The 13,201-nt window shown below is 72.2% G+C and carries 11 protein-coding genes and 3 pseudogenes; 9 read left to right on the top strand and 5 right to left on the bottom strand.

All coding sequences use genetic code 11. The annotated features are described in order from the left end of the window. The first annotated feature begins 8 nt into the window (after positions 1 to 8). From alr to tsaD, 6 genes and pseudogenes are all read left to right on the top strand, one after another. Positions 9 to 1,154 (top strand): alanine racemase, encoded by a 1,146-nt coding sequence (gene alr / locus E2C04_RS13715; RefSeq protein ID WP_135833018.1) that lies wholly within the window; start codon positions 9 to 11, stop codon positions 1,152 to 1,154. Then, entirely contained in the window at positions 1,151 to 2,206 is a 1,056-nt protein-coding gene (locus tag E2C04_RS13710; RefSeq protein WP_135833017.1) for an alpha/beta fold hydrolase, read from the top strand. The genes alr and E2C04_RS13710 overlap by 4 nt, the downstream gene beginning before the upstream one ends. After that, the gene (tsaE, locus tag E2C04_RS13705) at positions 2,203 to 3,114 is read left to right on the top strand and encodes a tRNA (adenosine(37)-N6)-threonylcarbamoyltransferase complex ATPase subunit type 1 TsaE (protein ID WP_135833016.1); all 912 of its coding nucleotides are present in this window, start codon (positions 2,203 to 2,205) and stop codon (positions 3,112 to 3,114) included. The genes E2C04_RS13710 and tsaE overlap by 4 nt, the downstream gene beginning before the upstream one ends. Before the next feature lie 9 nt (positions 3,115 to 3,123). After that, positions 3,124 to 3,759 (top strand): tRNA (adenosine(37)-N6)-threonylcarbamoyltransferase complex dimerization subunit type 1 TsaB, encoded by a 636-nt coding sequence (gene tsaB / locus E2C04_RS13700; protein ID WP_135833015.1) that lies wholly within the window; start codon positions 3,124 to 3,126, stop codon positions 3,757 to 3,759. Next, a complete protein-coding gene (gene rimI / locus E2C04_RS13695; RefSeq protein WP_135833014.1) occupies positions 3,756 to 4,214 on the top strand; it encodes a ribosomal protein S18-alanine N-acetyltransferase in 459 nt (152 codons plus the stop codon). The genes tsaB and rimI overlap by 4 nt, the downstream gene beginning before the upstream one ends. 8 nt (positions 4,215 to 4,222) lie before the next feature. Further along, a pseudogene (gene tsaD, locus E2C04_RS13690) lies at positions 4,223 to 5,287 on the top strand (tRNA (adenosine(37)-N6)-threonylcarbamoyltransferase complex transferase subunit TsaD). A gap of 71 nt (positions 5,288 to 5,358) precedes the next feature. Here tsaD and E2C04_RS13685 read toward each other — a convergent pair. Continuing rightward, positions 5,359 to 5,805 (bottom strand): hypothetical protein, encoded by a 447-nt coding sequence (locus E2C04_RS13685; RefSeq protein ID WP_145965137.1) that lies wholly within the window; start codon positions 5,803 to 5,805, stop codon positions 5,359 to 5,361. Next, positions 5,766 to 7,073, bottom strand: a complete 1,308-nt coding sequence (locus E2C04_RS18275; protein ID WP_202977798.1) for a SigE family RNA polymerase sigma factor — start codon at positions 7,071 to 7,073, stop codon at positions 5,766 to 5,768. Before E2C04_RS18275 ends, E2C04_RS13685 begins: the two co-directional genes overlap by 40 nt. 304 nt (positions 7,074 to 7,377) lie before the next feature. Here E2C04_RS18275 and E2C04_RS13675 point away from each other — a divergent pair, with 304 nt between their 5' ends. Continuing rightward, positions 7,378 to 8,010: a hypothetical protein gene (locus tag E2C04_RS13675; protein WP_135833012.1), complete on the top strand. Its 633-nt coding sequence runs from the start codon at positions 7,378 to 7,380 to the stop codon at positions 8,008 to 8,010. A gap of 65 nt (positions 8,011 to 8,075) precedes the next feature. Here E2C04_RS13675 and E2C04_RS13670 read toward each other — a convergent pair whose 3' ends face one another. The 3 genes from E2C04_RS13670 to E2C04_RS13660 form a co-directional block, all read right to left on the bottom strand. Then, complete coding sequence (locus tag E2C04_RS13670) at positions 8,076 to 9,089, bottom strand: permease prefix domain 1-containing protein (RefSeq protein WP_135833011.1); 1,014 nt, start codon at positions 9,087 to 9,089, stop codon at positions 8,076 to 8,078. Positions 9,090 to 9,094: 5 nt separating this feature from the next. Beyond that, on the bottom strand, positions 9,095 to 9,418 hold the full coding sequence (locus E2C04_RS13665) for a PadR family transcriptional regulator (protein ID WP_135833010.1): 324 nt from the start codon (positions 9,416 to 9,418) through the stop codon (positions 9,095 to 9,097). A gap of 119 nt (positions 9,419 to 9,537) precedes the next feature. Further along, positions 9,538 to 10,722, bottom strand: coding sequence for a class I SAM-dependent methyltransferase (locus E2C04_RS13660; protein WP_135833009.1), 1,185 nt, complete (start codon positions 10,720 to 10,722; stop codon positions 9,538 to 9,540). 269 nt (positions 10,723 to 10,991) lie between these two features. Between E2C04_RS13660 and groES the strand changes: the two are divergent. After that, positions 10,992 to 11,286, top strand: a pseudogene (gene groES, locus E2C04_RS13655) (co-chaperone GroES). Positions 11,287 to 11,431: 145 nt separating this feature from the next. After that, positions 11,432 to 13,070: pseudogene (gene groL, locus E2C04_RS13650) on the top strand (chaperonin GroEL). Positions 13,071 to 13,201 lie beyond the last annotated feature (131 nt).

Raw genomic sequence — 13,201 nt, 5'->3', positions numbered from 1 at the left:
TTGACCCCATGACTGATGGGGCGCACCCGGCTCGGGCCGAGATCGTCGTCGACCTCGACGCCGTCGCCCACAACGTCGCGACCCTGCGTGAGGTCGTCGCTCCCGCGGCGCTGATGGCCGTGGTGAAGGCCGACGGCTACGGCCACGGGATGGTCGAGGTGGCCCGGGTGGCCCGGGCCAACGGAGCCGACTGGCTGGGCGTGGCCACCCCCGAGGAAGCGGTCGCGCTCCGCGCCAGCGGTGACGAGGGCCGACTGCTCTGCTGGCTCGCCGCCCCCGGTGACCCGTACGACGCTGTGCTGGCCGCCGACGTCGACGTCGCGGCGTACACGCCCTCCCAGCTCAACGAGATCGCCGCCGCTGCGGCCCGGGCCGGGGTCACCGCGCGCGTCCACCTGAAGATCGACACCGGTCTCTCCCGCGGCGGTGCCACCCCCGAGCAGTGGCCCGACCTCTGCGCCCACGCCCGTGATCTCGAGCGCGCCGGCTCGGTGCGCGCGGTTGCCGTCTGGTCGCACCTGGTCGCCAGCGACGAGCCCGACCACCCGGCCAACACCGACCAGTCGAAGGTGTTCGACTGGGCCGTTGACGTGGCCGAGCAGGCCGGGCTGCAGCTCGAGGCGCGCCACCTGGCCAACTCCGCCGCCGCCGTGCTGCGCCCTGACCTGCGCCACGACATGGTGCGCTGCGGCATCGCGGTCTACGGCCTCGACCCGGCTCCCGGCGTCACCCCCGACATCGGCCTGGTGCCGGCGATGACCGTCCGTGGCCGGTTGGCCATGGTCAAGGAGGTGCCGGCCGGCGCCGGTGTCTCCTACGGCCACGCCTGGGTGGCGCCCGCCCCCACCACGCTGGGGCTGGTCCCGGTCGGCTACGCCGAGGGGATCCCGCGGGCCGCGAGCCCCGGCGCCGAGGTCTGGGTCGACGGCGCCCGGCGCCCGGTGCGCGGCAAGGTCTGCATGGACCAGCTGGTCGTCGACCTCGACGGCGACACCCCTGCCCCCGGCAGCGACTTCGTGCTCTTCGGGCCGGGCCGCGAGGGCGAGCCGACTGCGCAGGAGTGGGCCGAGGCGGTCGGGACCATCAACTACGAGATCGTGACCCGGATCGGTGGGCGGATGCCACGCCGGTACGTCGGGAAGGACCGCGCGTGAGTCGCACCGGCAAGGCCTGGGGAGTGGCGGCAGGGCTGGTGGGTGTGGCAGCGGCCGGCGCCACCGCCCGCGCGGTCCAACAGATCAAGGCGCGACCCGGCGCTGGTGACGCCACGCCCTTCGGGTCGCTGTCGTCACCGTCGCTCAAGGTCGTGACCGACGACGGGATCGACCTGCACGTCGAGATCGACGAGCCGGACCCGGGCCACGACAACGGCCTGACCGTGGTCTTCGTGCACGGCTTCACCATGAGCCGGCACTGCTGGCACTTCCAGCGGGCCGCCTACCGTGGCCTGGTGCGGACGGTCTTCTACGACCAGCGCTCGCACGGCGACTCGGCCCGCTCCACGGGCGAGAACTGCACCATCGACCAGCTCGGCCGCGACCTCAAGCGGGTCGTGGAGACCACCGCGCACGGTCCGGTCGTGATCATCGGGCACTCCATGGGTGGGATGAGCCTGATCTCGATGGCCGCGCAGTTCCCCGAGATGTTCGGCGACAAGGTCGTCGGCACCGCCCTGATCGGCACCACCGCCGGTGGCCTCGACCCGGGCCGCATCCTCTTCCCGATGCTGCCGCTGGGCTCCCTCGGCGGCCGCGCGATCGGCCGGCTGGTGCGGGTCCTCGACCGGGGGCACACAGCGGTCGACTGGGCCCGGGCCACGGGCTTCCGGCTGGCGGAGGTCGTGGTCAACCGCTTCGCCTTCGGCGTCGACGTGCCGCGCAACTACGCCGAGTTCGTCTTCGACATGATCGACGCGACCCCGTTCGAGGTGGTGGCCGACTTCTACCCGTCGTTCGCCTCGCTGGACCACTACGACAACCTGGGCGCGCTCGGCCAGGCGCCCTGCACCGTGATCGGCGGGACGCTCGACAAGCTCACCGGCATCGGCCACAGCCGCAAGCTGCACTCCCGGATCCCGGGCTCGGAGCTCTTCGAGGTCAACGGCGCCGGGCACATGGTGCTGCTGGAGCGGCACGACGAGGTCAACGCCGAGCTCGACCACCTCTTCGAACGGGCCCTCGCGCGGGCCGAGGAGAATGCTGGATGAACCCCCGACCCGACCTGACCGTGACCAGCGTCGGCGCCGAAGCAGCCCCGGAGGTGTACGAGGTGGTGCGCGCCGCGTTCGGCGCGCGCCCGGCCCTCGACCCTCCCGCCGACGCCCTGGCGGAGACGCCCGAGACGATCGCCGCGGCCCTGGGCCGTGCCCGTGGGCTGCTGGCGCGCCTCGACGGTGAGCCCGTCGGCGCGGTCCTGCTCGACCCGCACGACGACACCGTCTACCTCCGCCGCTTCGGCGTGCACCCGCGCGGGCAGGGCCGGGGCGTCGCCTCGGCGCTCCTCGAGGCAGCGATCGCGCACGCCCCCGCCCAGCAGACGATGACCGTGCTGGCTCGCCCGGAGATGCCACGCACCATCGACTTCTGGCGCTCGAAGGGCTTCGACCGTGAGGTCACCGTCGGCCCCTACCTCCAGCTCTTCCTCGACCTCCCGGCCCGGCACGAGGTGCCGGACGGCGAGGCCATGCAGGAGCTCGGCCGGCGCGTGGGCCGTCTGCTGGAGGCCGGCGACCTGCTGGTCCTCACCGGCGAGCTGGGCGCCGGCAAGACCACCTTCACCCAAGGCCTCGGCGAGGGTCTCGGGGTACGTGGCGGGGTCACCTCGCCCACCTTCGTGATCGCCCGCGTCCACCCCTCCCTGGTCGGGGGCCCCGACCTGGTCCACGTCGACGCCTACCGCCTGGGTGGCATCGACGAGCTCGACGACCTCGACCTCGACACCTCGCTCGACGAGGCCGTCACGGTGGTGGAGTGGGGCGCCGGGGTGGCGGAGGGCCTGGCCAGTCGCCGGCTCGAGGTGCGGGTGACCCGCGCCCTGGGCGGCGACGACGCCGAGCTCTCGCTGGAGGACCACGACCCCCGGGTGGTCGAGCTGCGCTGGGTGCGCGAGCAGTAACCTCGAACAATGCTCCTCGCCTTCGACACCGCGACCCCGCTGGTCACGGTCGCCCTGCACGACGGCCACGACGTCGTCGCCGAGCAGGTCTCCGAGCGGCCGATGAAGCACGGCGAGTCGCTCGCCCCGCTGATCGACGCGGTGACCCGCGGCGCCGGCATCGTCCGCCAGGACCTCACCGCCGTCGCGGTGGGCGCCGGCCCCGGCCCCTTCACGGGGTTGCGCGTGGGCCTGGTGACTGCCCGCACGCTGGGCATGGCGCTGGAGATCCCGGTCTACGCGGTCTGCACGCTCGACGTGCTGGCGGTCGAGGCCTTCGACACCGGGGCGGTCGACGGCTCCTTCCTGGTCGCCACCGACGCGCGACGCAAGGAGGTCTACGTCGCGTCCTACACCGACGGCGTACGCGTGGACGGGCCTGCGGTGCTGAAGCCCGCCGCGGGCGCGACCTCGGCGCCGGTGGTCGGGGAGGGCGCGCTGCTCTACCCCGACGACTTCCCGTACGCCGTCGGGCCCTCGCGTCCCTCGGCCGGCTGGTTGGCCCGGGTGGTGTCGGAGGAGCGTGCCGAGCTGCTCGACCCCGAGCCCCTCTACCTGCGCCGCCCGGACGCGGTCGCCAACGCCGCACCCAAGCCGGTCTCGTGAGCCTGCGGGCGTACGAAGCCTCCGACCTGCCTGCGCTGGTCGCGCTGGAGCGCGACGCCTTCGCCGACGACGCGTGGAGCGCCGACGCGCTCGCGGAGCTGGTCGCCACCGAGGGCCGGCGCCTGGTGGTCGAGGAGCGTGACGGAGCCGTCGTGGGCTACGTGCTGACCGGCCTGGCCGGCGACTTCGTCGACCTGCTGCGGATCGCCGTGACGCCCACCGCCCGACGCGGCGGCGTCGCCTCCCGGGTGCTCGACGCCGCGGTGCAGGCCGCGGCCGGTGACGGTGCCGACCGGATGCTGCTGGAGGTCAGTGAGGCCAACACCGGCGCGCACGCCTTCTACCTGCGCCACGGCTTCGCCGAGATCGACCGCCACGCGGGCTACTACCGCGACGGCTCCACCGCGCTGGTGATGATGCGCGAGTTGCCCACCCCGGAGAGGATGGACCCGTGAACGACGCAGTGACCACGACCGGCTCGAACACCCAGGACGGACCCCTGGTGCTCGGCATCGAGACCTCGTGCGACGAGACCGGCGTCGGCATCGTGCGTGGCCACACGCTCCTGGCCGACGCGGTCGCCAGCAGCGTCGACGAGCACGCCCGCTTCGGTGGGGTCGTGCCCGAGGTCGCCAGCCGGGCCCACCTCGAGGCGATGGTCCCGACCATCGAGCGGGCCTGCGACACCGCCGGCGTCAAGCTCTCCGACATCGACGCCGTCGCGGTGACCAGCGGTCCCGGGCTGGCGGGTGCCCTCCTCGTCGGGGTGGTGCCGCCAAGGCGCTGGCCTGGGGGCTCGGCAAGCCGATCTACGGCGTCAACCACCTCGCCGCCCACGTGGCCGTCGACCAGCTGGAGCACGGCGCGCTGCCCGAGCCCTGCCTGGCGATGCTGGTCTCGGGTGGCCACTCCAGCCTGCTCAAGGTCGAGGACGTCACCGTCGGCGTCGACCCGCTCGGGGCGACCATCGACGACGCGGCGGGGAGGCCTTCGACAAGGTCGCCCGCCTGCTGGGGCTGCCCTTCCCGGGCGGCCCGCACATCGACCGCAGCGCGGCGAGCGGCAACAGCGTCGCCATCGACTTCCCCCGCGGCCTCACCTCGCGCCGCGACCTGGAGCGCCACCGCTTCGACTTCTCCTTCTCCGGCCTGAAGACCGCGGTCGCCCGGTGGGTGGAGGCCCAGCAGCGGGCCGGGGCGACGATCGACGTGCCCGACGTCGCCGCCTCCTTCCAGGAGGCGGTCTGCGACGTGCTCACCCGCAAGGCGATCGACGCAGCGGTGACCCACGGCATCGACGACATCCTGATCGGGGCGGCGTGGCCGCCAACAGCCGGCTGCGGGCGATGGCCGTCGAGCGGGCCGAGGCCAAGGGGATCCGCGTACGCGTGCCCCGCCCCGGCCTCTGCACCGACAACGGCGCGATGGTCGCCGCGCTGGGCGCCGAGCTCGTCGCCCGCGGACGTACGCCCTCGGCCCTGGACCTGCCCGCGGACTCCAGCCAGCCGATCACCACCGTCGTCGCCTAGGGGCTGACCCGGACGCCACGAAGGGCCCGACCGACCGGTCGGGCCCTTCGCACGGGGTTCTTCGAGGTGCGTCAGGGGTTGGCGGGGGGCACGTAGGGAAACAGCATGTCGTCGCCGTCGACGGACGGTCCGGCCTGCTCGACCTCGCCGGTCGTGGAGACCCGGAAGAGCCGCCAGTTCTGCCCCACGGAGTTGAAGCTGGGCACCACCACGTGGTCGGCGTCCTCCCAGACCCCGGTCGGGAACCCGCCCTGCTCGCCGTGGGGGTTGATCCAGAAGAGGACCTCACCGGTCGCGGCGTCGGCAATGCCCAACCTCGGGTCCCCCCATCCCGACCCGTACGCGTCCTCGACCAGGGCCAGGGTGCCGTCGGGGGAGAAGGACTGCACCGCGATGTCGCAGCTGTTCCAGACCGGCCCCTCCTCCAGGTCGACGACCCGAGTGCACGGGGCTTCCTGGCCGGGCTGCGCGGGGTCCTTCAGGGCGACGACGGAGCCGTGCATCGCCGTGGCGTCCATCGCCTTCTCAGCGACCTCGCTGAAGCGGCCGCCTCGCCCTCGACGAACATCGGGCTGCGCGAGTCGAAGGAGAGCAGCACCCGGCAGCCGGGCTGGGGGGCGGCGGCGCAGGCCGCGTCGCCCTCGACACTGACCACCTCGGCGTAGGGGTCCGGGCCGGGGAGCTTGCTCAGGATCCGCTCCTGGCCGTCGGGGGAGAGCAGCCGGATCGTCTCGTCGGCGCCCACGTAGGCCGCCAGGTCACGGTCCGGGCTGATCGCGAAGGCGCTCGCGCTGTGTCGTGCTCCTGCGGGGGCTCCTGGCCGTCGGGGTCGACGACGTGCAGCTTCGAGACCCCTGCGTGGGTGATGATCCAGCGGTCGCCGAACGAGGAGACCTGGTCGCTGGGGCCGTTCTCTCGGTGCCGGGCGGCAGGAACTCACGGCGGAAGTCGTCGCCGAACCACCCGGCAGCGGGCTTGCCCTGCGGTGCGTCGGCCGAGAGCGTGACGTCGTCGCGCGGACCGGGGACGGGCTCGGGGGACTGGGTGGTCGGGGCCACCGGGTCGCGGGTCGGGCCGTCGTCCAGCGCCAGGAAGGCGGTCGGGTGATCACCGCGGCCGCTGCGGCGGCCACCGCGACGGAGAGCGTCGTACGACGGCGGCGGATGGCGCCGGCCCGCACCTTCACGTCGGCGAGGTCGAAGGGGCCTGGGGCGCCTGCGGGACGTGGTGGCGCAGGGCGTCGCCGACGCGCTGGCCGGTCTGCTGGTCGTTCATCGGTACTCCTCGGGGACAGGGAGCGGGGCGCGCGGTCGCGCAGGTGGGCGAGGGCTCGGCTGCACTGGGACTTCACGGTCCCGACAGAGACGCCGAGCACCTCGGCGGTCTCGGCCTCGCTGAGCTCCTCGTAGTAGCGGAGCACCACGACGGCGCGCTGCCTAGGGGAGAGGGTCTGGACGAAGGACCACAGCGCCTGGCTGCGGCCGTCGTCGTAGGTGTCGTCGACCGGCGTCTCCGGCACCTTGTACGTCGTGTGCTCGCGCCTCTTGAAGGCGCGGCGCCACAACGAGGTGTGCTCGTTGACGAGGATGCGACGGGCGTAGGCGTCGATCGAGTCGGCCTCACGGACGCGGTCCCAGGCCAGGTAGACCTTGGCCAGGGCCGTCTGCAGCAGGTCGGCGGCGTCGTGGGGATTGCCGGTCAGGGCCCAGGCGGTGCGGTGGAGCGCGGGCTGGCGGACGAGCAGCCAAGCCTCGAACTCGGCGTCGCGCGTGCGTGTGCTGGGCATCGTCACCTCCGTCGCGCTCGCCCCCGTGGTCGTCATTGTGTCTCCTCCCGGGCCTGTCGGTCAGGCCCTTCACTGCCGAGACGCGGTCGCGGGCCGCAGGGTTGCACCTGATTGACGGAAGGGGTGCGGCGGTGCTCGCACCCGTGGACTCGCCTGTGCTTGCATGCGTTCGAGCCACTGTGACGCACGTCGCTACATCTCATCCGCCAACTACTACACAACGTCGTAGACACCTACTACTGTCGGTAGTAGTTCAGATGGTCGGAAGTGGCCCGGCCGTCACTTGAGGGCAAAGGAGCCCGTCATGCGTTCGACACTCGACAAGCTGATCTCCTGGACCGGACTCGTCCTGGCGGCGGTCCTCGCCGTCGCGGGCGGGCTGCTCACCTGGGGCGCCGTCTTCATCGGCGACCAGGTCGACCAGCAGTTCTCCGACCAGGCCATCGTGATGCCCGAGGGGCCGGCCCTCGAAGGGCTCCCCGACGCCGACCGCAAGGCTCTCGAGCCCTTCGCGGGCGAGCAGCTCGACGACGGCCCCAAGGCGCGGGCCTACGCCGACCACTACATCAAGGCGCACATGATCTCCTCGGGTGAGGAGACCCTCAAGGCCTACCCGCAGGAGCGCGACCACGACGGCCCGGTCACCTACGAGGAGGCCAGCGGCTACGGCCGGGCGCTGAGCGCCCAGGTCGCCGAGGCTGGCGACAAGGCGACCCCCGAGCAGGTCGCTGCGGCCGAGGCCTGGATGGGCCAGCGCGAGTCGCTCTTCATGGGCAACACCCTGCGGGGCCTGCTCCTCTACGGATACGCCTTCGCCACCATGGGCACCATTGCCGGCTACGCGGCCATCGGCGCCTTCGTCGGGGCGGCCATCTTCCTGGTCCTGGGCCTGCTCGGTCTCGCCCACTCGCGCAAGGTGGCTCGCGCGGAGGCCTGAGGCGGTCCCGGAAAGCGAAGCCCCCGGTCACCCGTGGGGGCTTCGTGCTGCCTCGGGTGGTTCGGTCAGCCGCGGAGGGTGCGGCTCGCCTTGGTCCAGCCGTCGACGGTGTCCCAGAGCCAGATGCCCAGGGCGACCACCAGGGTCACCGTGTGCACCGTGCCGGCGTCGAACCCGCCGACGTGGTCGCGCATCGCCTCGACGAAGGCCGGGTTGAGCAGGCGCTCCTCGCTGGCGAGCCACACGACCGGTGCTGCGAAGAGCAGGCCCGTGAGGGTGTTGAGGGCGGCGAAGCCGACGGTCCAGGTCGCTCCCGCCAGGTACTTCACGATCTCGAACGCCGCCTCGGCGACCAGCGTCAGCAGGACCAGCGGCATCCAGAAGGACCACAGGTCGGGGTCGATCACCGGCAGCTGCTCGCCGTCGATGCGGACCATCGGGGCGACCTGCTGCCAGATCAGCAGGAGGGCGAGGATCGCCAGCCAGACGACGTTGGTGATCGTCTCGCCGATCGCGCCGCGAGGTCCGCGCGGCAGCTGCGGCAACGAGTCGGGGGTCCACGGCGCCACCCCCATCGCCTCGGTGGTGACCTCGGGGCTCGCGCTCCGCTCGACGATCGCGAAGCTCAGGGTGACCCAGAAGCCGATGTGGACGACCAGGGTGAGGGCCATCCACGCGCCGTGCCCCGCGATGCTCAGCAGGGGCTCGCCGCCGAACGCGTCGATCGCCATCACGACGGCCGTGACCAGGGGGACCACGGTCACCAGGACCGCGCGCAGCACGCGCGACCAGGCCGGGAAGAGCTCCGGGCCTATGAGGTGCTGCAGTGCGCCGGTGTAGGAGGCCGACAGGGCGTCGGGGTCGCCCAGCTCGACCAGGGCCGCGCGCTCGGCCTCGGTGGCGTCGAGGTCGGGGCGCTCCTCGCGCAGGGCCTCGACGCGGTCGGCGATGCCGGCGCGCAGCTCCAGGGCCACGTCGTCGCGCTGGTCGTCGCCGAGGCGTCGGGTGGCGGCGTGCACGTAGCGGTCGGTGAGGGTGGCGGCCCGGTGTTTCCGCGGGCTGGTGGTCTGCTCGGTCATGGTGGTCACCTGAGTCCTTCGATGGCGGTGTGCAGGCTCTGCCACTCGTCGAGCAGGGCCGTCAGGAGGGCCTCGCCCTCGGCGGTGCAGCGGTAGAACTTGCGGGGCCTGGACTCCTCGGTGTTCCACTCGCTGGTGAGCAGTCCCTGCTTCTCCAGGCGTCGGAGCAGGGGGTAGAGGGTGTTGCCGTCGACGGCGAAGCCGGACGCCGCGAGCTCCTCCAGCAGGGCGTAGCCGTAGGTGGGCCGGGTGAGGGTGGCGAGCGCCGCCATCACCACGGTGCCGCGGCGCAGCTCCTGGAGGTGGCCGGCCAGGACGTCGTCGTTCATGAGTGGGACAGTAGTGTGCGTCGCACACTATCGTCAATGACATTCCTTGCGGAAGCCATCACGAGGGGTCGCCGGAGGGGGCGTCGGCACGACGTCCCCGAGGCGGGTGCGGGGTGGCGTCAGAACGGACGTACGTGCAGCACGCGGCCGACGCCGCCGATGCGGGTCAGCACGATCGTCGCCTCGACGTCACCGGTGAGCGCCAGCCGCTTGCGCAGCTGCTCCGGCACGACGTCCACGCCGCGCTTCTTGATGGTGAGCGGCCCGACGTTGCGCTCGACGAGCGCGGCCTTGAGTTGCTTCTCCCGGTAGGGGAGCTCCTCGATCACGTAGTACGACTTCATGAAGGGGGAGCGGAACGACTTCTCGCTGGTGACGTAGGCGATGTGGGCGTCGAGCAGTCCACCGCCGACCCCGGCCGCGACGGCGGTCACCAGGCCGGCACGGATCACGGCGCCGTCGGGCTCGTAGAGGTGCTGGGCCAGCTCGACGACCGGTCGCTCCTCGCCCTGGTAGGGGTCGTCCTCGTCGGTCATGCTGACCAGGCCGTCGCCGGAGATCACCGTGGCGCGACGTCGCACCGTGGCCAGGCTGGGTGACCACAGGGCCGCCTCCTTGACCTCGCCGTGGTCGCTGACCCACTCGGCCTCGACGCCCTCGGGCACCAGGTCGTGGCCGATGCCGGGCGCGACCTTGACCACCGACGTACGCCGCAACAGCTCCTGCACGAACGACCACGGGGGCGTCCAGCCGGTCTCGTCGAAGACACGGCCGCGGGCCCCGCGACGGGCTGGGTCGGCGAAGGCGGCGCCGAAGCCGTCGAGGTCCAGCGCGGTCGAGTCGGCGACCATGGTGGCCCCCGGCAGGCCGAGGGCGTCCAGGTTGGCCTGGGCCACGCGGGCGCGGACCGGGTCGAGGTCGACGCCCGCGGCGGTCAGGCCGGCGCGGGCGAAGGCGATGAGGTCGCCACCGATGCCGCAGCCCAGGTCGACCACCGAGCTCGGCCGTGCCGCCGCCAGGCGGGCCGCGCGGTGGGCGGCGACCCGGCTGCGCGTCGCCTGCTCGAGGCCGTCGGGGGTGAAGTACATCTGCAGGGCGTCCTCGCCGAACTTGGCGACGCCCTTCACTCGCAGCTGGACCTGGGTGAGTGCCGCGGCCGCCCGCTCGGGGTCCGGCTCCACCTTGCGCACCGCGGCGGCCGAGCCCAGGGGGTCGCCCTCGTGGTCGGCGTACAGGTGGGCCGCGCGCTCCAGCAGCCGCTGGCCGTCGGGGGTGAGCAGCCAGGTGAAGGTGTCGAGGTCCACGCCTGCATCCTCCTCATGACGGGGCGGGGTGGCGCGCGCTCCTCCCTCAGTCCGGCACTGCCCGGCACTGTCTGGCACTCGATTGGGGGGAGTGCTAACGTCTGACTTGGCACTCTCGAGTCGAGGGTGCCAGCAGCCGTGGCACGTCCACGACCCCCGCGACGGCGTGGTCGAGCAGCGGCAGCACCGCGGGTCTCCGGCTAGGCCGGAACGCCTCGCACCCCGTCCAGACACACAGACATCACGTGGAGAAAGTGGAGGTCGACATCGTGTCGGTCAACATCAAGCCCCTCGAGGACCGCATCGTCGTCAAGCCCTCGAGGCTGAGCAGACCACGGCTTCCGGCCTGGTCATCCCGGACACCGCCAAGGAGAAGCCCCAGGAGGGCGAGGTCGTGGCCGTGGGCCCCGGCCGCTTCGCCGAGAACGGCACCGACCGCGTCCGGTCGACGTCGCCGTGGGCGACAAGGTCATCTACTCCAAGTACGGCGGCACCGAGGTCAAGTACTCGGGCAGCGAGTTCCTGATCCTCTCGGCTCGCGACGTCCTCGCCATCGTCTCCTGACGAACTGAACCCGCCCGGCAGCGTTGAGGGTGCTCGGTGACCCGCTCCGCTCAGAGGTCACCGTCACACCCCCGCCCTGCCGGGCGGGCGCCATTTCGCCAGGAACCCGTCCGGAACCGGACCACGACCTGAAGTAGGAGCAGCAATGCCCAAGATCCTTGAGTTCGACGAGAACGCTCGTCGGGCCCTCGAGCGCGGCGTCGACGCGCTCGCCAACACCGTCAAGGTGACCCTCGGCCCCAAGGGCCGTTACGTCGTCCTCGACAAGAAGTGGGGCGCCCCGACCATCACGAACGACGGTGTCTCCGTCGCCCGTGAGATCGAGCTCGACGACCCCTTCGAGAACCTCGGTGCGCAGCTGACCAAGGAAGTTGCCACCAAGACCAACGACGTCGCCGGTGACGGCACCACCACGGCCACCGTGCTGGCCCAGGCGATGGTCCACGAGGGCCTCAAGGCCGTGGCCGCCGGCGCCAACCCGATGAGCCTCAAGCGCGGCATGGACGCCGCTGCGGAGGCCGTCAGCGACGCCCTGCGTGAGGCGGCCCGCGAGGTCGACTCCAAGGAGGACATGTCGTCGGTCGCGACCATCTCCTCGCGCGACTCGCACATCGGTGAGCTCCTGGCCGAGGCCTTCGACAAGGTGGGCAAGGACGGCGTCATCACCGTCGACGAGTCCAACACCATGGGCACCGAGCTCGAGTTCACCGAGGGCATGCAGTTCGACAAGGGCTACATCTCGGCCTACTTCGTCACCGACCCCGAGCGCATGGAGGCCGTCCTCGACGACCCGTACGTGCTGCTCGTCCAGGGCAAGGTCTCCTCGGTCCCCGAGCTGGTCCCGGTCCTGGAGAAGGTCATGGCGACCGGCAAGCCGCTCTTCATCCTCGCCGAGGACGTCGACGGCGAGGCGCTCTCGACCCTGGTCGTCAACAAGATCCGCGGCACCTTCAACGCCGTCGCGGTGAAGTCGCCGGCCTTCGGCGACCGCCGCAAGGCGATGATGCAGGACATCGCCGTCCTGACCGGTGGTCAGGTCATCGCCCCGAGGTCGGGCTCAAGCTCGACCAGGGTCGGCCTCGAGGTGCTCGGCCAGGCGCCGTCGTTAGTGGTGACGAAGGACAAACACCACGATCGTCGACGGTGCCGGCGAGCACGCCGAGGTCGAGGCCCGCGTCAACCAGATCAAGGCCGAGATCGAGAACACCGACTCCGACTGGGACCGCGAGAAGCTCTCCGAGCGCCTCGCGAAGCTGGCCGGCGGCGTGTGCGTGATCAAGGTCGGCGCCGCCACCGAGGTGGAGCTCAAGGAGAAGAAGCACCGCATCGAGGACGCCGTCTCCGCGACGCGCGCCGCGATCGACGAGGGCATCGTCCCCGGCGGTGGCTCCGCGCTGATCCACGCTGTCTCCGTGCTCGAGGGTGACCTCGGCCTGACCGGCGACGAGGCTGCCGGCGTACGCATCGTGCGTCGCTCGGCCGACGAGCCGCTGCGCTGGATCGCCGAGAACGGTGGCGAGAACGGCTACGTCGTGACCACCAAGGTCCGCGAGGGTGGCGCCGCCAACGGCGCCGAGTTCGGCTACAACGCCGCCACCGGCGAGTACGGCGACCTGGTCGCCCAGGGCGTCCTCGACCCGGTCAAGGTGACCCGCTCGGCCCTGATCAACGCGACCTCCATCGCCGCGATGCTGCTGACGACCGAGACGCTGGTCGTCGACAAGCCCGAGGAGGAGGAGGCGGCTCCCGCCGCGGCCGGTCACGGCCACGGCCACGGCCACTGACCCCTCCGCGCTGACGACTCAGTCGCACGGCCTCGACGGCCCCTCGCCCCGCACTCCGGGGCGGGGGGCCGTTCGGCGTCCGGCAGGTGGGCGGCGGGCTCTTGCGTACGACGCCTCCCGCGCGGCAAGGT

Source organism: Nocardioides daphniae, from assembly GCF_004777465.1.
GTDB lineage: Bacteria > Actinomycetota > Actinomycetes > Propionibacteriales > Nocardioidaceae > Nocardioides > Nocardioides daphniae.
This window is presented reverse-complemented; position numbering and strand designations above follow the sequence as displayed.